Raw genomic sequence first — 26,746 nt, 5'->3', positions numbered from 1 at the left:
AAACACACATGCACGCCAAGCTCCCGCACCCCTTCGACGACGCCACCCGCGTCACGGCCGGCGACTCCAGCTGGCAGGGGCACACCAGCGACGATTACTGGGCCTTTGTCGGCCCGTTCGGCGGCGTCACCGCCGCGACCATTTTGCGCGCGCTGATCGACCACCCGGAACGCGCCGGTGACCCGCTGGCGCTGACCGTCAACTACTGCGCGCCGATCGCCAAGGGGCCGTTCGATCTCGACGTGCGGCTGGTGAAGGCCAACCGCTCCAGCCAGCACTGGAGCGTCGAACTGTCGCAAGGTGGCGGCGAGGTCGCGACGCTCGCCACCGCCGTGTTCGCCGAGCGCCGTCCGTCCTGGGAGCACCGGGTGGCGCAATATCCCGATGCAAAGCCGTTCGAAGCGACGCTGCCGTTCCCGAAGATCGCGGCGACCTGGGCCAACCAGTACGAATTCCGCTTCGTCGAGGGCGAGATGCGGATCGGCCCGCCGACGGCGGACCTCGCCAGCACCTATTCGAAGCTCTGGATCAGCGATCGCGAGCCACGCAAGCTCGACATGCCCTCACTGATGTCGATGTCGGACGCCTTCTTCGGCCGCATCTTCCACGCGCGGCGCGAACTGGTGCCGTTCGGCACGGTGTCGCTGACGACGTATTTTCACACCGACAGCGAGGAGCTCGCGGCTGAGGACATCACGCGCGTGCTGGCGACGGCCGATTCGAAGATCATGCACAAGAGCTACGCCGACCAGAACGCCGAGCTGTGGTCGCCGAACGGCCGGCTGCTCGCGACCACGACGCAGATCGCCTATTTCAAGGCGTAGGATTTCGCTCCGCTGTCGTCCCTGCGAACGCAGGGAGCCATAACCACAGGGAGTGGTTTGGCGAAGACTCGTGATGGTCATTCTTTGCCGATACTCGCACTGCGCTCTCTCGATAGATCACGCGGTATGGGTCCCTGCGTTCGCAGGGACGACGGCGAGGGTGTGGTAAGCGGCGTGGCCACAAACAGAAAGGGCGGCCTCGCGGCCGCCCTTTTGCATTAAAGGCGAGAGCGCTTACTCTGCCGCGAGCTTCACGTCCGGCGCGGCGGCGCGCACTTCGGCATCCACCTGAGCCTCGAACTTGGCGAAGTTCTTCTGGAACATGCCGACCAGCGCGCGGGCGGTCTTGTCGAACTCGTCCTTGTCCTTCCAGGTGTTGACCGGGTTGAGGATCTCGGCGGGCACGCCGGGCAGCGCGGTCGGGACCGCGAAGCCGAAATACTTGTCGGTGCGGAATTCGACGTTGCGAAGCGAGCCGTCGAGCGCGGCGGTGAGCAGCGCACGCGTCACCTTGATCGGCATGCGGCTGCCTGTGCCGTACTTGCCGCCGGTCCAGCCCGTGTTGACCAGCCAGCAATCGGCATTGTGCTGGGCGATGAGGTCGCGCAGCATGTTGCCGTAGACGGACGGATCGAGCGGCAGGAAGGGCGAGCCGAAGCAGGTCGAGAATTCCGGCTGCGGCTCATTGCCGAGACCGCGCTCGGTGCCGGCGACCTTGGCGGTGTAGCCGGACAGGAAGTGATACATCGCCTGCGCCGGCGAGAGCTTCGCGATCGGCGGCAGCACGCCGAAGGCGTCGGCGGCGAGCATCACCACGTTCTTCGGCTGCGGCGCGCGGCCGGTGCGCGAGGCGTTGGGGATGAAGTCGAGCGGATAGGCCGAACGGGTGTTCTCGGTCTTGGAGCCGTCGTCGAAATCCACCACGCGGGTGTCCTCGTCGAGCACGCAGTTCTCGAGCACCGCGCCGAAGCGCGTGCTCGCTGCATAGATCTGCGGCTCGGCTTCCTGCGACAGCTTGATGCACTTGGCATAGCAGCCGCCTTCGAAGTTGAAGACGCCGTTCGGGCCCCAGCCGTGCTCGTCGTCGCCGATCAGCGTGCGGTTCGGATCGGCCGACAGCGTGGTCTTGCCGGTGCCGGAGAGGCCGAAGAAGATCGCGGCATCGCCCTTGGCGCCGACATTGGCCGAGCAATGCATCGGCATCACGCCGCGCTCGGGCAGATAGTAGTTCAGCGTGGTGAAGACCGACTTCTTCATCTCGCCGGCATAATAAGACCCGCCGATCAGGACGATCTTGCGGGCGAAATCGATCGCGACGACGTTCTCCGACTTGCAGCCGTGACGTTTGGGATCGGCGCGGAAGCTCGGCATGTCGATGATGGTGAGCTCCGGCACGAAGGTCGGCAGCTCGATCGCCTCGGGGCGAATCAGCAGCGTACGGATGAACAGCGAGTGCCAGGCGAGCTCGGTGAAGACGCGCGTCTTGATCCGGTAGGCCGGGTCGGCGCCGCCATAGAGATCCTGCGCGAACAGCTTCTTGCCTTCGGCGTGCTTGAGGAAGTCCTGATAGAGCGTCTCGAACTGCTCTGCGGTGATGGACTGGTTGCCGGCCCACCACATCTTCTTGTCGGTGGTGGCGTCACGCACCGTGAACTTGTCCTTCGGGCTGCGCCCGGTGAACTCGCCGGTGTCGGCACAGAGTGCGCCGTCAGCGGACAGCACCGTCTCGCCCGCAGCGAGTGAGTATTGATAGAGCTGCGGCGCACCGAGGTTCCAGTGAACCTGCTTGAGATTCTTTAAACCGAATTTGTCGGCGCCGAAGGCACCGTTGCGCACGCCCGTCTCTTGCACGAAAAATCCTCCTAGAACCCGCGACATTCAACGCGACCAAAACTTCGGCACCATCGCGGTCACCGTGATTTATAGGCCAACCGGCCTCGGCTCGACGACCTAATAATGATGAACGCTGGCGTTGCCAAGCCGATCCCGCAGGATTTGGTTTATTCAAGGACCGCGCCAAACGTCGCGCATGTCAGCTCTGAGCAGCTGCATCAAAAAATCACCAATGATCGCGCAACCAAACACGGAATTCGACGTTGATCATGGTTTTTGCGACGCACAATTCCGGCTGCCGGCTTATCGGACCTCGCCTTCGCCAATGAGCGCGAACGGCCCCCACATCGCGGGATAGGCGTTGCGCGGTGACGAGGTGTCGTCGACAAACGTTAACATCGCGCGGCGCAAGGCTTCGGCGCGACCGATTTTCGGTTCGTTCTTGAGCAGCTCGAACGTCGACGTGGTCAGGCGGGTGGCCGCTTCCGAATCCACGGCCCAGTGCGAGACCAGCAGCGCACGGGCACCGGCATAGAAGAACGAGCGCGCCAATCCCGACAGCGCTTCGGCGCCGGGCTTGTCGCCGGCGATGGTGTTGCAGGCGGACAGCACCACCCAATCGGCGTTGAGCTTGAGCTGGGCCACCTCGCTCGCGGTCAGAAGACCGTCGTCGAGCTCCGACGGCTGATCGGGAATGGACAGCGCAAGCGAGGGCTCGCCCAGTCCCTTGACGTCGCCGGCAACGAGGCCGTGGGTGGCAAAGTAGATGATGCCGTATTGAGCAAGCGCTGCACGCTTCAGCGTCGTTTCGCTGGCGTCGCGTCCGAGATGGATGTCGGCATCAGCCGCGCCGACATCCCTCGCCACGGCGTTCAGCTCGTCGGCGGTGTCAGGCAGTTGCGGCAGCGCCTGCGCCAGCCGGGCGCGATCGACGCCGGCGCCGCGCCAGAAATCGGTATAGGCAATCGTCGCAATGCTGCGCGCGGCGACCTTGCCGCCTGCGGCGCGGCGGTCGGCGGGCCCTTCGGCTGCGGGGTTGAAGACGGGATCGCCGAAGCCGGTCATCGGCTTCACGCCCTGATCCCTGCGCGCGAAGGCGCGCAGCGATTTCAGGCTGACCACCGACGGCAGCACCGAGACGGCCTGACGCCGCAGCAGCCAGGCGGCGTCGCGATAACCTTCGAGCCTGTCCGGGATCGCAGCCTGCGGCTTCTCCGTCACCAGCAGATGGAACGGCAATGCGGTCAGCGCCGCCGATGGCACGACCAGGAGGTTGCGCTTGTCCTTTGTCAACGCCTCGACCGGGCCGAGCAGCGCGACATAGAGCTCGTTCGCGAGCGCGAGATCGAACAGCCCCGACTTGCCGGAGGCATCGCGCGCCTTGCCGACATCCAGCCCCCTGCGGAAGGCCGAGACTTTCCGCGCCATCGCGTCCGCGCCGAGCGAAATCTCCTTCCAGTCGGCGCCATCGCGCGTGATCGCGATGACATAGCTCTGTTTGTCGACGACGGAATAGATCACCATCGCCTCCTCGGTCGACAGCAGCGGCTGGATGTCCTTCACCGCCAGCGGCAGCGGGTTGGAGAGCGAGGCGTAGTCGGGAAACTCGAGCGTGAGCGTCTTCTGCAGGCCTGCGCGTTCGTTCGCAATCGCGGCGATCCGCGCGCGGCTGCGCTGCTCGGCCGCGGTGTCTCGCTGCGCCGACAGCTTCGACACCGCGGTGATGATCGCCTTGTCGAGCGCCTCGGCCTCGGCCGCGAGATCCTGGTCCCGGCGCACCAGCTCGGCGAGCCGGTCGCTGCCGGCGGCAAGTCGTACCGCGAGCTTGTTCACGGCAGAGGCGGCGGAGGATTGCGTGCCGCGCTGGATCGCGCCGAGCGCGTCGTCGAGCGCCTTGTCGCTCGCCAGGAGCGCTTGCTGCCGCGCAGCAAGCAGAACCGGCAGCACGACGCGCAGCTGCGCGCGGTTGGCGGCAAGCGTCTTCTGCGCGAACGGCAAAGCCTCGGCGGTCCGGCCCGAGACCTGAAGGAAATGAGCGAGATTGTTCGTCGAGGTCGCGACATCGGGGTGATCGGGTCCAAGCGCACGCTCCCGAATCGACAGGGCGCGGCGATAGAGCGGCTCGGCCTCGGTATAGCGCTGCTGGTGCTCGTAGAGCCCGGCGAGATTGTTGAGCGAGCGCGCCACGTCGGGATGATCCGGGCCCAGCACCTTTTCGCGGATCGCGAGCGAGCGCTTGATCGGCGCTTCGGCATCCGCATCGCGGTTGAGGTCGCGATCGACCTGGCCGATGTTGTTGAGGACGGTGGCAACCGCGGGATGCTCGGGCCCGGCGGCCTTCTGATAGATGGCGAGCGCACGCTGGAACAGCGGCTCGGCGTCGGCAAAATGCTCCTGCTTCACGTAGAGCGTGGCGAGATTGTTGAGGGCCTGGCCGACATCGGGATGCTCGCGCGACAGCGCCTTTTCGCGAATGGCCAGTGCGCGCTTGAATAGCGGTTCGGCTTCAGTGAAGCGGCTCTGGCGCTGATACAGCGCGGCGAGATTGTTCAGTTCGGGCGCGATCAGGACGGTGTCGAGGCCAAGCGACTTCTCCATCAGCGCGATGGCGCGCTTGTAGATCGGCTCAGCCAGATCGTCGCGGCCCTGGCCGGCATGGACCTGGCCGAGGTTGTTGAGCGCGGCAGAGAGTTCCCGGCCGTCGTTGCCCTTCTCCAGGCTCGCCACCATGGCCTGCGCCAGCGGTAGCGCTTCAGCATATTTGCCAGCCTGGTTGAGCGCGTTGATCCGCGCGCCCTGCGCGGCGAGATCGCTCTTCTGGGCAAGGCCGGGCGAGGCAAGCGACGTGGTGATCGCGAGCGCCAGACCCGCAGCCAATGCCAAACGACGACGCGTCATGAACCCTCTCGCTGCGAGCCTTAAGACCTGACCGTCTTGGGTCGCAGCGATGGGTCGCGGCGTTCAAATTGTTGCGTTCTAGTCCACCTTCGTGCGCGCTTCGCCAGCGAGGCGGACAAGCATCTTGCGCAGCGACGTGCCGTCCGTCACCCGCTCCGGGAAGTCCAGCCGCAGCGCGGTCTGGCCGTCCTGCATGTCGAGGCCTTCCGGATCGCAGCCGGTGCAGCGCCAGTCACCCGCGGCAGCGCCGAGGAGCTTTGTCGCATAGAGGCCCATGGCGTCGCGATGATCGGCATTCATATGCGCGACTGCCCCCTCCTCCGCCGCCAGCAGGTCCTCGGCGCCGGTGAGGTCCGTGAGGAACTGCGCGGGCTTGAGATCGACGATCCGGCCGAAACCGGCGACCAGATGGGTTCCCGTGGGGCGGATCCGGAAGAAGGAGAAATCCTTAAAGGAAACAAAGCCTTCCGCCGACGGATGCGCATTGAGATACCGCCGCTGGAGTAAATCCTTCTCGGCATCTGCCTGCTCCGCCCGGCCGGACAGCATGATCCGGGCGCCTTCCAGCGGATCGCCCGCCGCCCGCTCGTCCAGCATCAGCGAGACCCTGCTGTCGGCGAGAAGGTTCCTAGTATGCACGGCGAGGCCCGAGATCAGCAGGATGGGCGAGCCGTCGGGATGGCTGGCCAGATTGACCAGGGAACAATAGGGGTCGCCGCTGCCGGCCATCAGGGTTGCCAGCGCCCCCTGCCGCGATCGCCGCAGCAGGGATTTGGCGAGCTTTGCAGGGTCGAAATCAGGGGTCGGTTGCATCGGCTTTCTCGGCTCAGGTGGTTGCAAGGGGGGCCTTTTTTCGGGTAAACGGGGGCCTGGTTATGGGTCGACATGCGGCGAATCTGCCGTGTTTCGTGGAACTTGGTCACACTTCAGCCCAGCTTGCATTGCTCGGTGACAAGGTTCGAACGCCGACATCGGCACCCATGTATGCGGCGCATCAGTGGATTGCTCGCCGTTTCAAGCCACGACCCAAACGGAAAGCAGAAAGCAGAGGCTCATGCCCACAATCGCTTTGGTCGACGACGACCGCAACATTCTCACATCCGTCTCGATCGCGCTGGAAGCCGAAGGCTACCGCATCATGACCTACACCGACGGCGCTTCCGCGCTTGACGGTTTCCGCACCACCCAGCCCGATCTCGCCATCCTCGACATCAAGATGCCGCGCATGGACGGCATGGAGACGCTGCGCCGGCTCCGGCAGAAGTCCGACCTGCCGGTGATCTTCCTGACCTCCAAGGACGAGGAGATCGACGAACTATTCGGCCTCAAGATGGGCGCCGACGACTTCATCCGCAAACCGTTTTCGCAGCGCCTCCTGGTCGAGCGCGTCAAGGCGGTGCTGCGCCGCTCGGCGCCAAAGGACCCGACCGTCGCGCCGAAGGAGAACGATGCCAAGGCGCTCGACCGCGGCCTGCTGCGCATGGATCCGGAACGGCATACCTGCACCTGGAAGAACGAGCCGGTGACGCTGACCGTCACCGAATTCCTGATCCTCCAGGCGCTCGCGACCCGGCCCGGCGTGGTGAAGAGCCGCAACGCGCTGATGGACGCCGCCTATGACGACCAGGTCTATGTCGACGACCGCACCATCGACAGCCACATCAAGCGGCTGCGCAAGAAGTTCAAGGTGGTCGACAACGAGTTCGAGATGATCGAGACGCTCTACGGCGTCGGCTACCGCTTCAAGGAAGCCTGAGGCGCGATGCGCCTTCACGAAAGACGAGAGCATCGCCGGTTCTGATTTCATCGGGACCGGGATGGCTCCAAAGCGCGACGAGATCGGGGGAATCGTCATCGCGCTTTGGTTTATCGTTTGAGCATGATCCATTCGGAAAACCGCTGCACACTTTTCCGGATCATGCTCTAGAATGCGGGGACCATTGCCACGAGCTGTCCTAACGCGGGCGTAAGCATTGCTGGACCGAACGCAGCCTGACGAGAACCAGAGCGCCGGGGAGATCGCATCCGACGGCGTTTCGGAGCACGTCGTCCAAGATCAGGCCCAAGATGCGGCCGAAGACAAGCCGCAGGGCTTCCGACCGCTGAACTGGCTCAAGCGCGCCGGGCAGTTCTTCTTCGCGCTGTCCTTCTCCAGCCTGACCCGCCGCATCGTCTCGCTCAACCTCGCCGGCCTCGTCGCGCTGGTGGCGAGCATCCTGTATCTGTCGCAATTCCGCGCCGGCCTGATCGACGCGCGGGCGCAGAGCCTGCTGGTGCAGGCCGAGATCATCGCCGGCGCGATCGCGGCCTCCGCCACGGTGCAGACCAACGCCATCACCATCGACCCCGACCGGCTGCTCGACCTCAAGCCGGGGGAGACCTATGGCGGGACGGACGAGTATTCGCCGCTGGACTTCCCGATCAACCCGGAGCGCGTGGCGCCGGTGCTGCGCACACTGATCTCGCCGACCAAGACGCGCGCCCGCATCTACGATCCGAACGGCAGCCTGCTGCTCGACAGCCGCAACCTCGAAAACGTGCTGCGCCTCGACCTGCCGCCGCCGGCCGAGAAGCCTGGCTTCGTCGAGCGCGGCATGGTCGCGGTGCGCACCTGGCTGAACCGCGGCGACCTGCCGCTCTATCGCGAGCTCGGCCCCGAGAACGGCAACGGCTATGCCGAGGTGGGTGATGCGCTCCAGGGCCAGAAGCGCTCGATGGTGCGGGTCAATGCCCGCGGCGAGGTGATCGTCTCGGTCGCGGTCCCGGTGCTGCGCTCGCGCGCGATCCACGGCGCGCTGATGCTGTCGACGCAAGGCGACGACATCGACCAGATGGTCACGGCCGAACGCCTCGCCATCCTGAAGGTCGGCGGCGTCGCGGCCGCCGTCATGATCATGCTGTCGCTGCTGCTCGCGAGCACGATCGCCGGGCCCGTGCGCCGGCTCGCCGACAGCGCCGAGCGCGTCCGCCGCCGCATCAAGGCCCGCATCGAGATCCCCGATTTCACCCGCCGCCGCGACGAGATCGGCCATCTCTCCGGCGCCCTGCGCGACATGACGAGCGCGCTCTACAGCCGCATCGAGGCGATCGAGATGTTCGCCGCCGACGTCGCCCACGAATTGAAGAATCCGCTGACCTCGCTGCGCTCGGCGGTCGAGACGCTGCCGCTGGCGCGCAACGAGAACAGCCGTGCGCGCCTGCTCGAGGTGATCGAGCACGACGTCAAGCGGCTCGACCGCCTGATCTCCGACATCTCCGACGCCAGCCGCCTCGATGCCGAATTGCAGCGCCAGGATGCGATCCCGGTCGACCTGCGCCGCCTGCTGACGACGCTGGTGTCCGTCGCCAACGAAACCAAGCTCGGCCACGACGTCGCGGTCGAGACGCGCTTCGAGGGCCGCAGCCCGACCGACAATTTCGCCGTGAGCGGCCACGATTCGCGGCTCGGGCAGGTGGTCTCCAACCTGCTCTCCAACGCGCAGTCGTTCTCCGAACCCGGCAGCAAGGTGCGCCTCACCTGCCGCCGCGTGCGCTCCGAGATCGAGATCGTGGTCGACGACGACGGCCCCGGCATTCGCGACGACGCGCTGGAACGCATCTTCGAGCGCTTCTACACCGACCGTCCGCATCAGGGTTTTGGCCAGAACTCCGGCCTCGGCCTGTCGATCTCCAAGCAGATCATCGACGCCCATGGCGGGCGCATCTGGGCCGAGAACCGCGCAGGCCCGCCGGATGACGAGAGCGTCCCGACGGTCGCGGGCGCGCGCTTCGTGGTGAGGCTGCCGGCGCTATGAACGACGGCGGGCCCAGCGTTCACGCCACCGCAGTCAAGGTCGGACATCGGGCGGTGCTGATCCGCGGTCCCTCGGGCTCCGGCAAGTCGCGCCTTGCCTTTGATCTGATCATGGCCGGGCGCTCGGGCGTGGTCGAAAGGGCCGTTCTGGTCGGGGATGACCGTGTCCATCTGGCGACAGTCGGCGATGAAATTGAAGTCCGCCCCGCGCCGGTCTTGGCTGGCCTGATCGAGATCCGCGGCCTCGGGATCCGCCGCTGCGACTTCGTGGAGCATGCGACCGTCGGTCTCGTGGTCGATCTGGATGCCGCGGACGCGGAGCGTCTGCCTGCGGCCGAATCGCTCAAAACCAGCATTTCCGGTGTCGAAATACCGCGAATCCCGGTCGGGCGTGGATATTCACCCCTCCCTTTGGTTGTCGCGGCCTTGACCACTACCAAGAGTTCATCTTCGGTTAACCCCTCAGGCGATTGTTTGAAGGGAAATGGTAACCATATGAGCCCCACTATCGCGACCGAATAGACCGGCGCAGCTCCCCTCATCCATCCGTCTAGATTCAGGGAGATACGCAACATCCCCTCTTGCGCAGGGGCTCTGGATGGTCAAAGTGGCGCGTTCGTGCGGTGCACCAAAAGCGCCCGCGAGGAGTTTTCCGATGATTGGTCTAGTACTTGTGACCCACGGGCGCCTTGCCGACGAATTCAAGGCAGCGCTTGAACATGTCATGGGCCCACAAAAGCAAATCGAAGCGATCACGATCGGCGCCGAAGATGATTCCGATCTCTGCCGAAGCGACATCATCGAGGCGGTTAACCGCGTCGATTCCGGCGACGGCGTTGCGATCCTCACCGACATGTTCGGCGGCACGCCGTCGAACCTTGCAATATCCTGCATGAGCCGGCCCAAGGTCGAAGTGCTCGCGGGCATCAACCTGCCCATGCTGGTCAAGCTCGCCAAGGTGCGCGAGGAGCGTCCCCTGCCCGACGCGATCGCGATGGCGCAGGAAGCCGGCCGCAAATACGTCACCATTGCCAGCCGCGTGCTCGCCGGCAAATGAGCGACGAGGCGCCACAAGCGGGGACAGGCGTGCCCGCGGGCGCGATCTCCAAGGACCTCCTGATCATCAACAAGCGCGGCCTGCATGCGCGGGCCTCCGCGAAATTCGTCCAGGCGGTCGAGCGCTTCGAAGCGCAGGTCTGGGTAACGCGCGGCGGCGAGACCGTCGGCGGCACCTCGATCATGGGCCTGATGATGCTCGCCGCCGGCCCCGGCACGACGATCACCGTGGCTGCCGCCGGCACGGATGCGGAAGCCGCGCTCGCGGCGATCACCGAGCTCGTTGAAAGCAAGTTCAACGAGGAAGGGGTTTAGGCCCCTCTCGCGCTACACGCTCAGTGCCGTAGGGTGGGCAAGCGAAGCGTGCCCACGGCTTTTCTGCGATGAGTGCGAGATGGTGGGCACGGCGCTTCGCGCCTTTGCCCACCCTACGAGACCGAGCACATCACTTCGCCGGCGGCACGATGTAGACGTTCCAGCTCATCGACGGGCCGGCCTTGCCGTGGGTGAAGCGGCGCGTGGTCATCACCACGCGCTCGGCGTTGGGCGCGACCTCCGAAACCCACTTCTCGAACTTGGGCAGGCGTTCGTCGGTCGCATCGACCACGCCGATGAAGCCGTATGTCTTGACGTCGTCGAGCGAGGTCAGCCCGGAGGCCCAGGCTTCGTTCGGCGTGAACGGGCTGGGGTGATCGGGGCTGTAGAACACCATCGGCTGGATCGTTTCCATCGTCCCCGCAACGACCGCCCAGCGCGAGGCGAAGCGCGCGTGCCAGGCCTGGGTCAGCTCGCGCGCGAGATCCGAGCGCGCGCCATAGGTCGCGGTGTTGCCGGCATTGGCCGCCATCTCGCGCGCGGCGATCCAAGGCGAGGCGGCGAGCGTGGCAACGCTGAGCACGAGCCAGATCGCGGCTATGTTGAACAGCACCGCGCCCTGCACCCGCAGCGCCGGAATCGCGACCAGCGCGAGCGGCACCAGGAAGAACAGCGAGATGCCCCAATCGGTCTTCAGGTAGACGCCGAAGACCAGCGCGCCGAGCGGCGGGCCGAATGCGACGATGATCTGGATCATCCACACGTTCAGCGCCTGCGAGACATTGACGCCCGGATTGGCGCCGCGCGCCCAGGCGCGGGTGACGATGCGCAAGGGCGCGCGCAGCAGCAATGTGAACCACGGCGGCACCAGCGCCATCGCGAGCCCGGCCAGCGCCACCGGCAATGCCAGCAGTCCGAAATTATGCAGCATGTAGCCGGTGACGAGCTGATGCACCTGGCTTTTGTCCTGGAGGCTGTAGGTGTCGCCGGCATAGGTCAGCGGCACGAAATGCGCATCCGCCAGCCAGACGATGTGCGGGATCATCGCCACCACCATCGTCACGATCGCGACCCACGGCGCCGGCGAGGACAGGAATTTCAGCCGCTCCGGATGGATCAGCGCGGCGAGCCCGATGGCGCCGATCATGGTCAGCACCCAATATTTGGTCATCAGCGCCAGCGCGCCGGCAAGGCCGAACAGGACGCCGGACTGCCAGCTCCGCTTCTCGAACGCGTTGAGATAGGCGAGCACCAGCAGCGGCAGCGTGACGAGCTGGAGCAGATCCGGGTTGTACTTGAAACCCTTGAAATTGAAGATCGGGTAGAGCGCGACCATCACCACGACCAGGAACGCGCGCCGCGCATCCACCACGCGCAGGGCAACCAGCCAGCAGATCACCATGCCGGCGCTGACCGTCGCCATCGCCAGCGCATAGGTCGCCCAGTCCGCGGCCGGGAACGCTGTGAACCAGAGCCCGGCGACCCAGCCCGACAGCGGCGGGTGCTTGCCGTAGCCCCACAGGAATTTCTGGCCCCAGCCATAGGCCTCTGCGACGTCCATGTGAACGTCCTGCGCGGCCTTCAGATTGATCAGGATGAAGGTCCAGAGCACCGCATGGAGGATGGCGAGCTGGATCACCAGCCACAATCTCGCCTCGGGGCGGACCGCGCAGGCAACCAGCCAGGCCCGGAAGCGGCCAAAGCTCAGGCGGGCCTTCGTGCGCGTTCTGGCGATAGGTAGAGCAGTGGTCGACATGGGCGCTTGCCTAGCGCGTTTTGGCCCATCTTGGAATCAGCTTGGCGTGAACAAAGGCCCTGAAATTACAGCAATATGGTTGCCGCACGGGGATGTGAGTGGTATCCCGCGCCCATGACGACCGTCCCCATTTCCAACATCCGCAATTTCTCCATCGTCGCCCATATCGACCATGGCAAATCGACGCTGGCCGACCGCCTGATCCAGATGACCGGCGGCCTCACCGACCGCGAAATGGCGGGCAAGGAGCAGGTGCTCGATTCCATGGACATCGAGCGCGAGCGCGGCATCACCATCAAGGCGCAGACGGTGCGGCTCGCCTACCACGCCAAGGACGGCAAGGACTACATCTTCAACCTGATGGACACGCCCGGCCATGTCGACTTCGCCTACGAAGTCTCGCGGTCGCTGGCGGCCTGCGAAGGTTCCCTGCTGGTGGTCGACGCCAGCCAGGGCGTCGAAGCGCAGACGCTCGCCAACGTCTACCAGGCGCTCGACAACAATCACGAGATCGTCCCGGTCCTGAACAAGGTCGACCTGCCCGCGGCCGAGCCCGAGAAGATCAAGCAGCAGATCGAGGACGTCATCGGCATCGACGCCTCCGACGCGGTGATGATCTCGGCCAAGACCGGGCTCGGCGTGCCCGACGTGCTGGAAGCCATCGTCACCCGCCTGCCGCCGCCGAAGGGCGACCGCAGTGCGACCTTGAAGGCGCTGCTGGTCGACAGCTGGTACGACGTCTATCTCGGCGTCGTCGTTCTCATTCGCGTCGTCGACGGCGTCATGAAGAAGGGCAGCCGCGTGCGCATGATGGGCACGGGCGCCGCCTATGACGTCGAGCGCGTCGGCTTCTTCACGCCGAAGATGCAGCAGGTCGACGAGCTCGGTCCCGGCGAGATCGGCTTCATCACCGCCGCGATCAAGGAAGTCGCCGACACCCGGGTCGGCGACACCATCACCGACGACAGGAAGCCGGTGACGGAGATGCTGCCGGGCTTCAAGCCGGCCATCCCGGTGGTGTTCTGCGGCCTGTTCCCGGTCGACGCCGACGATTTCGAAACGCTGCGCGGCGCCATGGGCAAGCTTCGCCTCAACGACGCCAGCTTCTCGTTCGAGATGGAAACCTCGGCCGCACTCGGCTTCGGCTTCCGCTGCGGCTTCCTTGGCCTCTTGCACCTCGAGATCATCCAGGAGCGGCTGTCGCGCGAGTTCGATCTCAATCTGATCGCGACCGCACCGAGCGTCATCTACAAGATGAAGCTGACCGACGGCACCGAGATCGAGATCCACAATCCCGTCGACATGCCCGACGTGGTCAAGATCGCCGAGATCCAGGAGCCCTGGATCGAGGCCACGATCATGACGCCCGACGAATATCTCGGCAGCGTCCTGAAACTGTGCCAGGACCGCCGCGGCTCGCAGAAGGAGCTGACCTATGTCGGCTCCCGCGCCATGGTGAAATACGATTTGCCGCTCAACGAAGTCGTGTTCGACTTCTACGACCGCCTCAAGTCGGTCTCCAAGGGCTACGCCTCGTTCGACTATCATCTGACCGACTACAAGCCGGCCGACCTCGTCAAGATGCAGATCCTCGTCAACAACGAGCCGGTCGACGCGCTCTCGATGCTGGTCCACCGCACCCGCGCGGAGGGGCGCGGCCGCGCCATGGTGGAGAAGATGAAGGAGCTGATCCCGCCGCACATGTTCCAGATCCCGATCCAGGCGGCGATCGGCGGCAAGGTGATCGCGCGCGAGACGGTGCGCGCCCTGCGCAAGGACGTCACCGCAAAATGCTACGGCGGCGACATCACCCGTAAACGAAAACTTCTGGAGAAGCAGAAGGAAGGCAAGAAGAAGATGCGGCAGTTCGGCAAGGTCGACATCCCGCAGGAAGCCTTCATTGCCGCGCTGAAGGTGGATAGCTGAGGCGTGGGCTTAAAGCCATTCCGACCTGAGGGGATCGGGTTCGGCCCGGACCATTGGGGGCCGACAAACAAAAAACGCGAAAACAACCCCATGCACAGTAGCCGCCCCCTTGGCGGGATTGCGGTTTTTCGATTTTTCGAAATCGATTTGCCCCGTCGGGCAAAACAGGGGTAGAATGTCGTCGTTGCGCCGCCCGTGACAGGCTGCCATCAGCGGCGGCCGGATCGGCGGTACCTTTAATGCGGCGTCTAGGCCCGCTCTACTGTCAGGTAAATTCAGCCACCGGAAACCCGTCATGGCCGACATCACGGTACATCTTGACGATGAACTTTACGACAAGGCTTTGCGCGTCGCCCGGCTGGACAATGTGAGCGTGAAAGAACTCGTCGAGGACGTCATGCGCCGCCATCTGGACTACGTCGAGGTGGTGCAGGATTTTTCGAAAATGCCGCCGCTCTCGCTGGAGAACTACGAGCTTCACCGCGATGCCGACCAGAGCGATGAGGACTATGCACTCAGGCGCTCACTTTGCGCGGGTCAACGAGCGTGCGCGAGAGCAAATCGTAACCGTAGGACCGCTTCGGCCGCGCTGAGACGTGGATGATTGAGGCCAACAAGCAAGGAAGCACGCTCAGCCACTGAGCCTTGCCCTCTTCCGGCAGATAGGCCACCATCCCTCCCGCGCACCACCAACAAAACCAAAAGCGCCAGGGAAACGCATGAACAAGCCGTCACGCTTCGACTATGGCTGGGTCGTGGTCGCTGCAGGCGCGCTGATGACCTGTGTCGGGTTCGGCACGATGCTGTCGCTGGCGGTGTTCCTGCAGCCGATCTCGGAAGCGATGGGTTGGTCGCGCGCCGGGGTGTCGGCGGCGGCGACGCTGGATTTTCTGTGCATGGGATTTGCCGCGTTCCTGTGGGGCGCGCTGTCGGACCGGTTCGGCACGCGCATCGTGGTGCTCGCGGGAAGCGTTCTGCTGGGACTTGGTCTCGTCACGGCGAGCCAGGCGACAAGCCTGTGGCAATTCCAGCTTTGCTTCGGCGTGCTGATCGGCATCGCGGCCGGCAGCTTCTACGCACCGATGATGGCGCTCGCGAGCGCGTGGATCGAAAAGAACCGCAGCCTCGCGGTGGCGCTGGTCTCTGCCGGCATGGGCGTGTCGCCGGTGACGATCGCGCCGACCGCGAGCTGGCTGATCACGGCTTATGACTGGCGCACCGCGATGCTGGTGATCGGCATCGCTTCGTGGGCGCTGCTGATCCCGGCCTGCTTCCTGGTGCGTCCGGCGCCGGCCCCGGCAGGCGGCACCGCTGCAGACGCAGCACCGGAGGTCGAGCTGACCGCGGCGCAGGCGCTGCGCACGCCGCAATTCATCGCACTCGCCGCGGCGCATTTCGCCTGCTGCGCGGCGCATTCCGGCCCGATCTTCCACATGGTGTCCTATGCGATGGTCTGCGGCATCGCCCCGCTCACGGCCGTGACGGTCTACAGCGTCGCCGGCGTCTCCGGGCTCGGCGGACGCCTGCTGCTGGGTGCGGCGGCCGATCGCATCGGCGCAAAGCCGGTGCTGGTCGGCGGACTGCTCGTGCAGGCGATGTGCATCGCGACCTATCTTGCAGTGGCGCAGCTCGGCGAGTTCTACGCGCTGTCGGTGGTGTTCGGCCTCGCCTATGGCGGGGTGATGCCGCTCTACGCGGTGCTGGTCCGCGAGTTCTTCGGCGCGCGCATCATGGGCACCGTTTTCGGCGCGGTGTCCGCGTTTGCCAGCCTTGGCATGGCGCTGGGGCCCTGGGCGGGCGGGCTCGTGTTCGACAATTTCCAGCGCTACACATGGCTGCACGCCGGCTCCTTCGCGATCGGGCTCGCCGCCGTCGCGGTGGCACTGAGCTTCCCGACCAAACGCAGGCCATCGCTCGGTCCATACTACGAGCCGGGGTCATCCGCGCTCCCCACCCGTTGACGAAGCCGCGATCGCAACGCTAAATGGCCAGGTCGGAAAAGGCAGACTTAGTCTGGTAAGCCCAAGTCCTTTCGGTAACGAAAGCTCTGGTCTTTGGCCTCGCGCCCGAGATCCCCACGACGAACAACGGTCGCTGTTCGAGCGGCCCATCGTTCGTCCGTGAGGCTCTCGGGTTTGGGAAACGCTCCGGTCGAATCTCGACAACGGAGCATTTCATGCAACCCCCCGACCCTGTCCTTTATCCCAACCCTGTCCTTTATGATGTCATCGTCGCCGGCGCCGGTCCCGTCGGCCTGTTCCTGGCTTGCGAACTGCGGCTTGCGGGCTGTTCGGTACTGGTGCTCGAGAAGGCACAAGATCCGCATTCGCCGCTCAAACGCCTGCCGTTCGGGCTGCGTGGTCTTTCGGTGCCGACTATCGAAAGCTTCGACCGCCGCGATCTGCTGAATGATCTCAAGCTCCGCGCGGCCAGCCGTGACATGCCGGCAGCCGCGCACTGGATGCAGCAGCGGCGCCGCCCGGGCGGGCATTTCGCCGGCATCCCGTTCTTCCACGATCAGATCGACGGCACGCAATGGCCCTATCGCTTGCCGGGCCAGATCGGCAGCATCGCAACCGACATGGCGAGCTTCGAGGCGGTCCTCGCGATCCGGGCCGCGGCGCTGGGCGTCGAGATCCGGCGCGGCTGCGGCGTCGAGACTCTCGCGCAATCAGGCGATGGCGTCACCGTTGCAGCGGGCGGCGGAAGGGTGCGGGGCCGCTGGCTCGTTGGGTGCGACGGCGGGCGTAGCCTTGTGCGAAAGGCGGCCAGTATCGGTTTCACCGGCACCGATGCCGAGTTCACCGGCTATTCGGCGCAAGTCGAGCTGGCCGATCCGGCCGCGCTCACGGCGGGTCGCCATTACACGGCGTCGGGCATGTACACCTATGCGGCGCCCGGCACGATCGCGATGGTCGATTTCGACGGCGGCATGGCTCATCGCAGTGAACCGCAGCGCGACCAGATCGAGACGGTGCTGCGCAAGATCTCGGGCCTCGATGTCACGGTGACGCGCCTGCTGCTCGCCACCACCTGGACCGATCGCGCCTGTCAGGCCACCGACTACCGCGCGGGCCGTGTGCTGCTGGCGGGCGATGCCGCGCACATCCATTCGCCGCTGGGCGGCCAGGGCCTGAACCTCGGCCTCGGCGACGCCATGAACCTTGGCTGGAAGCTCGCCGCGACCGTTCGTGGCGACGCGCCAGCCGGCCTGCTCGACACCTATTCGGCCGAGCGGCGGCAGGTGGGCGCACAAATCCTCGACTGGTCGCGGGCCCAGGTCGGGCTCATGCGTCCCAGCCGAAGCTCGCGCGCGCTCGAAGCCATCATCCGCGATCTCATCAACACGCGCGATGGCGCGACCTATTTCGCCGAGCGGGTCTGGGGCATTTCTCTCCGCCATGACCTCGGCGATCCCCATCCATTGGCGGGGCGCAGCGTGCCCGACTTCGCATTGGTCGATGGAACGCGACCAAGCGAGTTGCTCAGGACAGGAAGAGGGCTGCTGCTGGACTTCGACGCCCGGCCATCGCTCCAAGCGCTTGCGCGCGGCTGGAGCGGCCGGATCAGCTATGTCGCAGCCGACGCCCGGGATCGATTGGGCTTGACGGCTTTGCTCGTGCGTCCCGACGGCATGGTGGGTTGGGTCAGCGAGGGGACGCCGGACCTCGAGGAGGCGGCCCGCGCAGCTGTGCGATGGTTCGGTGAACCCGCTTGAGGCGTGAAACATGAAAAAAGGCGTGTCCAATCTTTCGACACGCCTTCGACACGTCGGACATAGGGTTGAACTCTCGCGAAGCCCATCCCTTGTGCTCGACATGCGAATTGAAATCTCACGCCTGCGCCGCGGGACCGGCCATCAGCTTGTCACGCAACCGAGCTCAATGCTACCATTGGTAGCATAGTCGTCGCAAGCCGCCCGAGAGGACACGATGGACCAGCCGATCCGCGGCGATGCGAAGGCGCCGGCCGCGCTGACGCCCGAGCACGCACCGTTGAGCGAGATCATCGACGCTTTGGCCGGCGGGCAGCTCACCGCCACAGCGCTGACGAAATCCTATCTCGCGTACATCCAAGCCTACGACCGCAACGGGCCCGCGCTCAATTCGGTCCGCATGCTCAATCCCGATGCGCTCACGATCGCAGGCGAGTGCGACGGCATCAAGCCGTCGGTCGGGCAGCCGCTGGCGGGCGTGCCTATCCTGCTGAAGGACAACATCGCCACCGGCGACAAGCAGCCGACCACGGCAGGCTCGCTGGCGCTGGAAGGTGCGCACGCCAGGGACGACGCCACGATCGTCAAGCTGTTGCGCGACGCCGGCGCGGTGATCCTTGGCAAGGCGAACCTGACCGAGTTCGCCAACATGCTCGCAGTCGACATGCCCTCGGGCTATTCGTCGCTGGGCGGCCAGGTGAAAAACCCTTACGCGCCGAATTTGACCGGCGAACACGGCATTCCGGTCTTGCAGCCAGGCGGATCGAGCTCGGGGTCGGCGGTCGCGGTGGCGGCCGGCCTGTGTGCGGCATCGATCGGCACCGAGACCTCGGGCTCGCTGCTGTTCCCCGCCAGCCTGAACGGCCTCGTCACGGTGAAGCCGACGGTCGGACTGATCAGCCGTGCCGGCATCCTGCCGCTCGCGCACAGCCAGGACACCGCAGGGCCGATGACGCGCACCGTGCGCGACGCGGCGCTGCTGTTGAATGTGCTCGCTGCGAGGGACCCGCTCGACCCGGCGACGCAGAAGCAGCGGCGGCCCGCCGACTTCACCGCGGGCCTTGCCGCCGACGCTATCAAGGGGGTGCGCATCGGCGTGCCGAGCGACCCCAGCGACCCCTTGAACGATTGCTATTACGGCAAGCTGCTGCCCAACAGGGTCAAGGTGATGAGCGAGACGATCAAGGTGCTGGAGGATCTCGGCGCAATCATCGTGCGCGCCAACATGCCGACGCTGGGCTGGATCGGCGGGCCGGGCACGACCATGGCCGTGCTCAACCGCAATCCGCTGAGCGAGCACAAGGGCACCATCGCAAGGCCGCCTGTCGTCTTCCTCTACGAGCTGAAGCGCGATCTCAACCTCTATTTGAAGGACTGGGCGACCGGCACCGACATCAAGACCATCGCCGACATCGTGGCCTTCAACGAAGCCAACGCGGGGAAGGCGCTGCGTTTCGGGCAGGATTTTTTCCTCGCCGCTGACATGACCAGGGGCGATCTGAGCGAGCGCGAGTACAAATCCGCGCGTGCCATGGACCTGCTCTCGGCCAAGACGCGCGGCATGGATGCCTACATGAACCAGCACAAGCTGGACGCAGTGCTGTTCGCCGGCGCGACGGGCGCCGCGATTGCCGCCAAGGCCGGCTATCCCAGCGTCATGGTGTGCGGCGGCTTCATCTCGGGAACGTTCGACGGCAAGGACACGCCCGACTATCCGCTCGGCGTCGCCTTCGCGGGGAGAGCCTGGAGCGAGCACAAGCTGCTGCGGCTGGCCTATGCGTTCGAACAGGCAACGCGCGCCCGCAAGCCGCCGTCGGGGCTTGCCGGCGCTGTAGGGCCGCAAGCTTGATCCTCAGCGCCAAATAGCCCACCATCACATCCTCACCGCTCACGGCAGAAGGGGCGAGGAAACACAGCAATGAACGCAACTGACGCAGCTGGTCTGGTCGAACGTGCCCGCGCCATCGTACCGATCATCGCGCGCGAGGCGGACGAGATCGAGCGGACGCGTCGGCTGACGCCTGTCGTCGTGAACGCCCTGATCGATAATGGGCTCTATCGCGCGCTGCTACCACAGAGCCTCGGCGGTGCCGAGGCGCCGATCGACATCTTCATGCAGATGCTCGAGGAGATCGCGAAGGCCGATGCCTCGACCGCCTGGTGTCTCGGCCAGTGCAGCGTCTGCGCGATGATCGCGGCCTCGCTCGATCGCGACGCCGCGCAGGAGATCTTCAACGAAGGCCGCGGCATCCTGGCCTGGGGCGCGATCGCGCACGAGGCGCGCGCGGTCGCAGGCGGCTATCGCGTCACGGCGCGCTGGGATTTTGCCTCGGGCTCGCGGCAGGCGAGCTGGCTGGGGGCGCATGTGCGCATCCTCAGCGCTGACGGGGCGCCGCGCAAGAATGCCGATGGCTCGCCGGAGGTGCGGACCATTCTGTTTCCTGCCGCAAGCGCAACGTTGCACGACGTCTGGCAGGCGATCGGGCTTGCCGGCACCGGCACCGATTCCTACGAGGTGAACGACCTCTTCGTCCCCGAGCGCTTCACGGCGTTTCGCGACGTGCCGTCAGGCTTGCGCGAGACCGGCCCGCTCTACAGGATCGGCACCGGCGCGGCCTTTAGCTTGGGTTTTGCCGCGGCGTCGCTCGGCCTGGCACGCGCCACGCTGGATGCAGCGATTGCACTTGCACGCGAAAAGCGCCCATCGCTGGCGGCCGGCGCCATGCGCGACAACGGGGCGGTGCAGGGGCTGATCGGCCGCACCGAGGGCGACCTTCGCGCCGCGCGCGCCTATCTCTATGCGACCGCGACTGCGATGTGGTGCGACCTCTGTGCGACCGGCGAATTCGGCGCAGCGCACCGCAGCGCGGTTCGCTTAGCCGCGACCTGGACCATCCATCAATCAACAAAGGTGGTCGACACCGCCTATCACATGGCCGGGGCGACCGCGGTGTTTCGCAGCAACCCGTTCGAGCGGCGGTTTCGCGACATGCACGCCATCGCCCAGCAGATCCAGGCGCGCGACACGCATTACGAGGACGTGGGGAAGGCGATCTTAGCCGGGGGCTGATGGCAGCCGCAACGACGGTCTGCTCCCTCCCCCGCTTGCGGGGCGCAACGAGCTCCGCTCGCGCTGAGAGGGCTGGGGAGAGGGTGTCTCCGCAAGCGGGAGAGGTTAATCGAGAGAGCGGTGCGTCCCTTACTTCGGTATCCGCATCACGCCACCAGCGCGGCGTCCTCGCCGTCGATGCCGCGCTGCGCGGCCAGCAGGCTGATGATCTCGGCGTTGGGCCGGGCCTTGCTGAACAGGAAGCCCTGGCCCTCGTCGCAGCCCTCGGTGCGGAGGCAGCTGAGCTCGGCTTCGGTCTCGACGCCTTCGGCGGTGATGGTGACCCCCAGGCCCTTGCCGAGGCTGACGATGGAGCGGATGATCGCCTGGGCCTCGCGGTTGGCGCCGAGATCGCGCACGAAAGACTGGTCGATCTTGATCTTGTCGAAGGGAAAACTGCGCAAATAGCTGAGGCTGGAATAGCCGGTGCCGAAATCGTCCATCGAGATGCGCACCCCGAGCGCGCGCAAGGCATGCAGCGTCGCCAGCACCTGCGCGCTCTTCTCCAGCAGCAGCGTCTCGGTGATCTCGAGCTCGAGCCGGCGCGGCGGCAGGCCGGAATGCTTCAGCGCGTCTGTCACGATCGAAAGCAGATTGCCGCTGCGGAACTGAAGCGGCGACAGGTTGACCGCGACGCGGACGTCGTCCGGCCAGGTCGCGGCGTCGAGGCACGCCCGGCGCAGCATCAACCCGCCGAGCGGATTGATCAGGCCGGTGTCCTCGGCGACCGGAATGAACTCGGCCGGCGAGATCATGCCGCGCTCGGCATGCGGCCAGCGCACCAGCGCCTCGAAGCCGGTGATGCGGCCGCTCTGCAAATCGATCAGCGGCTGGTAATAGGGGCGCAGCACGTCGTTCTGGATCGCGTCGCGCAGCTCGACCTCGATCTTGCGGCGGCTCTGCGCTTTCGCGTCGAGCGCGGCCTCGAAGAAGGCAAAGGTGCCGCGCGCATCCAGCTTGGCGCGCGACAGCGCCATGTCGGCGCTCTTGAGCAGCTTCTCGGAATCATCGCCGTCGCCCGGCGCCATGGCGATGCCGATCGAGGCGCCGATCACCACGGAATGGCCGTCGAGCAGATAGGGATCGGCGATCGCCGCGAGCAGACGTTTGGCCAGCATCACCGCGTCCTCGGGACGCGTCAGGCCGCTCTGCACGATCGCGAACTCGTCGGAATTGAGCCGCGCCAGCGCGTCTTCCTCGCGCAGCGTCGAGCGCAGCCGCTTGGCGACGCCGCGCAGGAGCTTGTCGCCGACCGCATGTCCGAGCGTGTCGTTGACCGACTTGAAACTGTCGAGCCCCAGCATCAGCAGTGCGACCTTGTCGGTGTTGCGCCGCCTATGCAGCAGCATCTCGTCGACCTGCTGGCGCAGCAGGCTGCGGTTGGGCAGGCCGGTCAACCCGTCGTGCTGGGCCATGAAGGCGAGCCGCGCCTCGGCGCGCTTGCGTTCGGTGATGTCCATCAGCGCGAGCAGCACAGCCGGCCGCTCGGCATAGGTCAATTCGCGGGAATAGATCGCAAGGTCGATCAGCGCACCGTCGGCCTTGACGTGCTTCCAGGTGCGGCCGGCCTGCTCCTCGCCGGTCGGATCGGCGGTCCAGGGCGGCTCGCTGTCGAAGGCCTGCAGGGAGCGGATCTTCAGTCGCTCGAACTCGGCGCGGCTGTAGCCGTAATGCGCGATCGCGGCGTCGTTGACGCCGAGGATGCACTCGTCGTCCAGCGCGCAGACGATCATGGGCACGGGATTGCCATCGAACAGCAGGCGGAAAGAGGCCTCGCGCTGCTTCAGCTCGGTGATGTCGACGCGCAGGCCGACGACGCCGCCATCGTCGGTCAGGCGCTCGTCGATCAGGATGACGCGGCCGTCCGACAGCTTCTGCTCGTGGCGGGCGCCGGGCTGATAGAGCCTTTGCAGCCGCTCGGCGATCCACTCGTCCTCGTGGCCCAGGGCTTCCGGATAGTCGCCGCGCGCAACGCCGATGCGCAGCGTGTCTTCGAGACGCGCGCCCTCTTCGAACAGATCGGCGGTCTTGCTGTAGATCTCGGCGTATTTCTTGTTCCAGAGGACGTAGCGGCCCTCGGCATCGAGAAACACGATGCCCTGCGGCAGGATGTCGACGGCCTGGCGCAGACGCTCATGGGATTTGCGCGCGTCCGCGATCGCAGCCTCCGCTTCGGCGCGGCTGCGCAGGACTTCATCGCGTTCCGAAAGAGCTCGCTGCGCGCGCGCGAAGCGTGGCTTGCGCGGCGATTGGCCAGCCCGAGCAAGCACGCTTTGCTTTCGTTTTCTTGTTTTTCGAGACCCCAAACCCAACTTCACTCGTCCCAGTCGCGCTCAACGACGCAAGTTTTGGGGCAAGTGTCTGAAAAAAAAGTAATCTTGAGTGCCCGCGCCTGCCAAGGCGCCGCCTTGCGAGCACCGAGAGCCCGGCTCTGATGCCTGTTTACGAGGCGCAAGCAGGCCGAGTGGCGCACCAGACCTGCGTCTTCGTCGCAATCGAAGAGAGCGGTGGTGCAAAAACGCGCGCTCTCCATGAATCAATTCCGGGCGCGGGTCCGATTGCATACGGGATGGAAACGAACCCGGTTCCGCGCACGAATTTTGGTCAATGCAGGATACGGTTATTGCACCATTAAGAATCCGGCTGGCCCCGCGAAAAAACTACGACTTTTGGACAACCTTGTTGGATATGACATCGTCATGCCCGGACGCGCCTTCGCGCGGGGGCTGCGGCCGTCAAGACGCCGTGAGGTCGTCCGCCGCAGCACAGCCCGATTCTTACCCCCGACGCCGTGTTGGGTTATAAGGGCTGCGCATGAGTCCCCGCCGCTTCGCCCCTCTCCTGCTCGTCATGACGCTCCTGGCCGCCGGCGGCGCACTGGCCCAGGACAAGGGCAGCGTCAACCCGAAGCCGCTGCCGCCGCTCGCCAATCCCAACGACCCCGATCTCGCCGCCAAGGAGCTGTTCGCGCGCAAGCTGCTGCCGGCGAAGGGGGCGGCCCATGTCATCGGCTCCTACACCAAGGGCTGCATCGGCGGCGCCGAGCAGATGCCGCTCAACGGCGACAATTGGCAGGTGATGCGGCTGTCGCGCAACCGCAGCTATGGCCACCCCGAGATGATCGCGCTGATCAAGCGGCTCGCGGCCAAAGCGCGCAAGGACGCGGGATGGCCGGGCATCCTGGTCGGCGACATCGCCCAGCCGCGCGGCGGCCCGGCGCTGTCAGGCCATGCCAGTCACCAGATCGGCCTCGATGCCGACATCTGGCTGACGCCGATGCCGGACCGCCGCCTCTCGCGCGAGGAGCGCGAGGACATGTCGGCGGTGATGATGGTGCGCCACGACCGGCTCGACATCGATCCGAAGGTGTTCACATCAGGCCATGTGCTGGTGCTGCGCGATGCGGCGCGGGAGCCGGCGGTGCAGCGCATCTTCGTCAATGCCGCGATCAAGAAGGCGCTGTGCCGCGAAGCCAAGGGCGACCGCGCCTGGCTGTCGAAGATCCGCCCCTGGTGGGGCCACGACTACCATTTCCACATCCGCATGCGCTGCCCGGCGGGCGCCGGCGAATGCGAGGGCCAGCCGTCACAGGCCGAGGACGAAGGCTGCAAGCCCGCCGATCTCGCCTATTGGTTCTCCGACGCGGTGCTGCACCCCAAGCCGCCGCCGGAGCCGCCAAAACCGAAACCGCCGATGACGCTGGGGCAGATGCCTGCGGCGTGCAAAGCGGTGCTGCACGCGGCGGATGCGAAGCCGTAAGGTACGCTGTCGCCTCAGCCAATGCTGTCGTCCCGGACAAGCGCGCGCCGATCCGGGACGACAGCAGTGATTGAAGCGCGCTTGTCCGGGACGACCAACCAGGTTTGACCTGGCGGCCCGGCCTGCTATCTTCTGGCAGCGATATCCCTGCCGGCCGTAAGCCGCAGCCGGGCCCCGTGGAGCAGCGCTTCCACCGTCGCGCTACCCCCACCAACGCCAGACCTGCGCGTGCATCTTGTGCGCGCGGACTCGCACGGAGCGCTCCCATGTTACGCATTTCAGGACTGTTCACCGCCTTCGTGATTCTCGCGGGCGCAAGCCTTTCGCCGGCCGCCGCCGAGGACAAGACCCTCACCGTGTTCGCCGCCGCATCGATGAAGAACGCGCTCGACGAGATCGACGCCGCCTACACCGCCAAGACCGGCGTCAAGTTCTCGGTCAGCTATGCCGCGAGCTCGGTGCTCGCCAAGCAGATCGAGCAGGGCGCACCCGCCGACGTGTTCGTCTCGGCCGACACCGACTGGATGGACTATGCGATCTCCAGGAAGACCATCAACGAGCCTTCCAGAGTGAACCTGCTCGGCAACAGCATCGTGCTGATCGCGCCGAAGGATTCCAAAGTCGACAACGTCACGATCACGCAAGGTTTCGACCTCGCCAAGCTCGCCGGCGACGGCAGGATCGCGACCGGCGACGTCAAGTCGGTGCCCGTCGGCAAATACGCCAAGGCCGCGCTCGAGAAGCTCGGCGCGTGGCAAGCCGCAGAGCCGAAATTCGCGATGGCCGAGAGCGTGCGCGCGGCGCTGACGCTGGTGGCCCGCGGCGAGGCCAATCTCGGCATCGTCTATGCCACCGACGCCAAGGTCGAGCCCGGTGTCAAGATCGTCGGCACCTTCCCGGCGGAGTCGCATCCCGCGATCATCTATCCGGTCGCCGCGACCACGACGGCGAAGGACGGGACCAGCGACTATCTCGCCTTCCTGCGCTCCTCCGCCGCCAAGACCATTTTGGAAAAATACGGCTTCAAGTTCCTGGTCAGCCCGACAATCTGATATTCACCATTTGATGTTCGACATCTCTCCCGCCGAATGGACCGCGATCCTGCTCTCGCTCAGGGTCGCGATCATCGCAACGCTGGTCGCGACGCCGTTCGGCATCGCGCTGGCGTGGCTGCTGGCGCGGCGCGACTTCTGGGGCAAGTCGATGCTCGACGCGGTGGTGCACCTGCCGCTGGTGCTGCCGCCCGTCGTCACCGGCTATCTGCTCTTGCTGACGTTCGGCCGCCGCGGCCTCGTCGGCGGCTTCCTCGCCGACCATCTCGGCATCGTCTTCTCGTTCCGCTGGACCGGCGCGGCGCTGGCCTGCGGCGTGATGTCGTTTCCACTGCTGGTGCGGCCGATGCGGCTGTCGATCGAGGCGATCGACCGCCGGCTGGAGCAGGCGGCCGAGACGCTCGGCGCCGCCCCCTGGAAAGTGTTTTTCACGGTGACGCTGCCCCTGGCGCTGCCCGGCGTGCTCGCCGGCATGGTGCTCGGCTTTGCCAAGGCTATCGGCGAGTTCGGCGCGACCATCACCTTCGTCTCCAACATTCCCGGCGAGACCCAGACGATCTCCTCGGCGATCTATTCGCTGATCCAGACGCCGGACGGTGACGCCGCCGCCGGCCGCCTCGTGATCGTCTCGATCGTGCTGGCGCTGGGCGCACTGATCGCCGCCGAATGGTTCGCTCGCCGCGCTACGCAGCGCCTGCACGGGAATTGAC

At 65.8% G+C, this 26,746-nt stretch carries 20 protein-coding genes; 15 read left to right on the top strand and 5 right to left on the bottom strand.

Annotation, left to right across the window (positions count from 1 at the left end; translation table 11 throughout):
* Positions 1 to 8 precede the first annotated feature (8 nt).
* A complete protein-coding gene (locus AABA84_RS24890; RefSeq protein ID WP_338307671.1) occupies positions 9 to 824 on the top strand; it encodes an acyl-CoA thioesterase in 816 nt (271 codons plus the stop codon).
* A 234-nt stretch (positions 825 to 1,058) separates the two neighbouring features.
* Here AABA84_RS24890 and AABA84_RS24885 read toward each other — a convergent pair whose 3' ends face one another.
* From AABA84_RS24885 to AABA84_RS24875, 3 genes are all read right to left on the bottom strand, one after another.
* Complete coding sequence (locus AABA84_RS24885) at positions 1,059 to 2,675, bottom strand: phosphoenolpyruvate carboxykinase (RefSeq protein ID WP_338313530.1); 1,617 nt, start codon at positions 2,673 to 2,675, stop codon at positions 1,059 to 1,061.
* Between the two features lie 285 nt (positions 2,676 to 2,960).
* A complete protein-coding gene (locus tag AABA84_RS24880) occupies positions 2,961 to 5,555 on the bottom strand; it encodes a CHAT domain-containing tetratricopeptide repeat protein (RefSeq protein ID WP_338313529.1) in 2,595 nt (864 codons plus the stop codon).
* 78 nt (positions 5,556 to 5,633) lie between these two features.
* A complete protein-coding gene (locus AABA84_RS24875; RefSeq protein WP_091959898.1) occupies positions 5,634 to 6,368 on the bottom strand; it encodes a HugZ family pyridoxamine 5'-phosphate oxidase in 735 nt (244 codons plus the stop codon).
* Positions 6,369 to 6,609: 241 nt separating this feature from the next.
* Between AABA84_RS24875 and AABA84_RS24870 the strand changes: the two genes are divergently transcribed.
* The 5 genes from AABA84_RS24870 to AABA84_RS24850 all read left to right on the top strand — a co-directional run bounded on the left by AABA84_RS24870 (position 6,610) and on the right by AABA84_RS24850 (position 10,719).
* Positions 6,610 to 7,311: a response regulator transcription factor gene (locus tag AABA84_RS24870; protein ID WP_008542552.1), complete on the top strand. Its 702-nt coding sequence runs from the start codon at positions 6,610 to 6,612 to the stop codon at positions 7,309 to 7,311.
* Between the two features lie 217 nt (positions 7,312 to 7,528).
* Complete coding sequence (locus tag AABA84_RS24865; protein ID WP_212247400.1) at positions 7,529 to 9,349, top strand: sensor histidine kinase; 1,821 nt, start codon at positions 7,529 to 7,531, stop codon at positions 9,347 to 9,349.
* Positions 9,346 to 9,870 carry an HPr kinase/phosphorylase gene (locus AABA84_RS24860; RefSeq protein ID WP_212247401.1) on the top strand — a complete coding sequence of 175 codons (525 nt, stop codon included), beginning with the start codon at positions 9,346 to 9,348 and terminating at the stop codon, positions 9,868 to 9,870. Before AABA84_RS24865 ends, AABA84_RS24860 begins: the two co-directional genes overlap by 4 nt.
* 133 nt (positions 9,871 to 10,003) lie before the next feature.
* Positions 10,004 to 10,405 carry a PTS sugar transporter subunit IIA gene (locus AABA84_RS24855; RefSeq protein ID WP_007597752.1) on the top strand — a complete coding sequence of 134 codons (402 nt, stop codon included), beginning with the start codon at positions 10,004 to 10,006 and terminating at the stop codon, positions 10,403 to 10,405.
* Complete coding sequence (locus tag AABA84_RS24850; protein WP_212247403.1) at positions 10,402 to 10,719, top strand: HPr family phosphocarrier protein; 318 nt, start codon at positions 10,402 to 10,404, stop codon at positions 10,717 to 10,719. Before AABA84_RS24855 ends, AABA84_RS24850 begins: the two co-directional genes overlap by 4 nt.
* A 130-nt stretch (positions 10,720 to 10,849) precedes the next feature.
* Here AABA84_RS24850 and AABA84_RS24845 read toward each other — a convergent pair whose 3' ends face one another.
* Entirely contained in the window at positions 10,850 to 12,475 is a 1,626-nt protein-coding gene (locus AABA84_RS24845; RefSeq protein ID WP_338313528.1) for a glycosyltransferase family 39 protein, read from the bottom strand.
* Positions 12,476 to 12,589: 114 nt separating this feature from the next.
* Between AABA84_RS24845 and lepA the strand changes: the two genes are divergently transcribed.
* The 6 genes from lepA to AABA84_RS24815 all read left to right on the top strand — a co-directional run bounded on the left by lepA (position 12,590) and on the right by AABA84_RS24815 (position 21,186).
* Entirely contained in the window at positions 12,590 to 14,401 is a 1,812-nt protein-coding gene (lepA, locus tag AABA84_RS24840; RefSeq protein WP_212247407.1) for a translation elongation factor 4, read from the top strand.
* Between the two features lie 295 nt (positions 14,402 to 14,696).
* Complete coding sequence (locus AABA84_RS24835) at positions 14,697 to 15,005, top strand: hypothetical protein (protein ID WP_338313527.1); 309 nt, start codon at positions 14,697 to 14,699, stop codon at positions 15,003 to 15,005.
* Between the two features lie 115 nt (positions 15,006 to 15,120).
* Entirely contained in the window at positions 15,121 to 16,362 is a 1,242-nt protein-coding gene (locus AABA84_RS24830; RefSeq protein ID WP_338313526.1) for an MFS transporter, read from the top strand.
* Positions 16,363 to 16,577: 215 nt separating this feature from the next.
* Positions 16,578 to 18,119 (top strand): FAD-dependent monooxygenase, encoded by a 1,542-nt coding sequence (locus tag AABA84_RS24825; protein ID WP_338313525.1) that lies wholly within the window; start codon positions 16,578 to 16,580, stop codon positions 18,117 to 18,119.
* A 214-nt stretch (positions 18,120 to 18,333) separates the two neighbouring features.
* Positions 18,334 to 19,965, top strand: coding sequence for an amidase family protein (locus tag AABA84_RS24820; protein WP_338313524.1), 1,632 nt, complete (start codon positions 18,334 to 18,336; stop codon positions 19,963 to 19,965).
* 69 nt (positions 19,966 to 20,034) lie between these two features.
* On the top strand, positions 20,035 to 21,186 hold the full coding sequence (locus AABA84_RS24815) for an acyl-CoA dehydrogenase family protein (RefSeq protein WP_338313523.1): 1,152 nt from the start codon (positions 20,035 to 20,037) through the stop codon (positions 21,184 to 21,186).
* Positions 21,187 to 21,332: 146 nt separating this feature from the next.
* On the opposite strand, the gene AABA84_RS24810 is transcribed toward AABA84_RS24815, so the two are convergent.
* A complete protein-coding gene (locus AABA84_RS24810; RefSeq protein WP_338313522.1) occupies positions 21,333 to 23,495 on the bottom strand; it encodes a putative bifunctional diguanylate cyclase/phosphodiesterase in 2,163 nt (720 codons plus the stop codon).
* A gap of 544 nt (positions 23,496 to 24,039) precedes the next feature.
* Here AABA84_RS24810 and mepA point away from each other — a divergent pair.
* The 3 genes from mepA (at position 24,040) to modB (ending at position 26,745) form a co-directional block, all read left to right on the top strand.
* The gene (mepA, locus tag AABA84_RS24805; RefSeq protein WP_338313521.1) at positions 24,040 to 24,984 is read left to right on the top strand and encodes a penicillin-insensitive murein endopeptidase; all 945 of its coding nucleotides are present in this window, start codon (positions 24,040 to 24,042) and stop codon (positions 24,982 to 24,984) included.
* A 266-nt stretch (positions 24,985 to 25,250) separates the two neighbouring features.
* Entirely contained in the window at positions 25,251 to 26,036 is a 786-nt protein-coding gene (gene modA, locus AABA84_RS24800; protein WP_338313520.1) for a molybdate ABC transporter substrate-binding protein, read from the top strand.
* A 13-nt stretch (positions 26,037 to 26,049) separates the two neighbouring features.
* The gene (gene modB / locus AABA84_RS24795) at positions 26,050 to 26,745 is read left to right on the top strand and encodes a molybdate ABC transporter permease subunit (RefSeq protein WP_212247426.1); all 696 of its coding nucleotides are present in this window, start codon (positions 26,050 to 26,052) and stop codon (positions 26,743 to 26,745) included.
* Position 26,746 lies beyond the last annotated feature (1 nt).

The sequence above is a fragment of the Bradyrhizobium sp. TM239 genome (assembly GCF_036247985.1).
GTDB lineage: Bacteria > Pseudomonadota > Alphaproteobacteria > Rhizobiales > Xanthobacteraceae > Bradyrhizobium > Bradyrhizobium ottawaense.
Note: the sequence above shows the minus strand (reverse complement) of the source record. Positions and strands in the feature narration are given on the sequence as shown.

Excerpts from the sequence above, each read along its gene's own strand:
- modB (WP_212247426.1), top strand. The coding sequence starts at position 26,050 with ATGTTCGACATCTCTCCCGCCGAATGGACCGCGATCCTGCTCTCGCTC.
- AABA84_RS24815 (WP_338313523.1), top strand. The coding sequence starts at position 20,035 with ATGAACGCAACTGACGCAGCTGGTCTGGTCGAACGTGCCCGCGCCATC.
- AABA84_RS24845 (WP_338313528.1), bottom strand. The coding sequence starts at position 12,475 with ATGTCGACCACTGCTCTACCTATCGCCAGAACGCGCACGAAGGCCCGC.
- AABA84_RS24820 (WP_338313524.1), top strand. The coding sequence starts at position 18,334 with ATGGACCAGCCGATCCGCGGCGATGCGAAGGCGCCGGCCGCGCTGACG.
- modA (WP_338313520.1), top strand. The coding sequence starts at position 25,251 with ATGTTACGCATTTCAGGACTGTTCACCGCCTTCGTGATTCTCGCGGGC.
- AABA84_RS24880 (WP_338313529.1), bottom strand. The coding sequence starts at position 5,555 with ATGACGCGTCGTCGTTTGGCATTGGCTGCGGGTCTGGCGCTCGCGATC.
- lepA (WP_212247407.1), top strand. The coding sequence starts at position 12,590 with ATGACGACCGTCCCCATTTCCAACATCCGCAATTTCTCCATCGTCGCC.
- AABA84_RS24870 (WP_008542552.1), top strand. The coding sequence starts at position 6,610 with ATGCCCACAATCGCTTTGGTCGACGACGACCGCAACATTCTCACATCC.
- AABA84_RS24875 (WP_091959898.1), bottom strand. The coding sequence starts at position 6,368 with ATGCAACCGACCCCTGATTTCGACCCTGCAAAGCTCGCCAAATCCCTG.
- AABA84_RS24825 (WP_338313525.1), top strand. The coding sequence starts at position 16,578 with ATGCAACCCCCCGACCCTGTCCTTTATCCCAACCCTGTCCTTTATGAT.
- AABA84_RS24860 (WP_212247401.1), top strand. The coding sequence starts at position 9,346 with ATGAACGACGGCGGGCCCAGCGTTCACGCCACCGCAGTCAAGGTCGGA.
- mepA (WP_338313521.1), top strand. The coding sequence starts at position 24,040 with ATGAGTCCCCGCCGCTTCGCCCCTCTCCTGCTCGTCATGACGCTCCTG.
- AABA84_RS24855 (WP_007597752.1), top strand. The coding sequence starts at position 10,004 with ATGATTGGTCTAGTACTTGTGACCCACGGGCGCCTTGCCGACGAATTC.
- AABA84_RS24830 (WP_338313526.1), top strand. The coding sequence starts at position 15,121 with ATGAACAAGCCGTCACGCTTCGACTATGGCTGGGTCGTGGTCGCTGCA.
- AABA84_RS24890 (WP_338307671.1), top strand. The coding sequence starts at position 9 with ATGCACGCCAAGCTCCCGCACCCCTTCGACGACGCCACCCGCGTCACG.
- AABA84_RS24850 (WP_212247403.1), top strand. The coding sequence starts at position 10,402 with ATGAGCGACGAGGCGCCACAAGCGGGGACAGGCGTGCCCGCGGGCGCG.
- AABA84_RS24835 (WP_338313527.1), top strand. The coding sequence starts at position 14,697 with ATGGCCGACATCACGGTACATCTTGACGATGAACTTTACGACAAGGCT.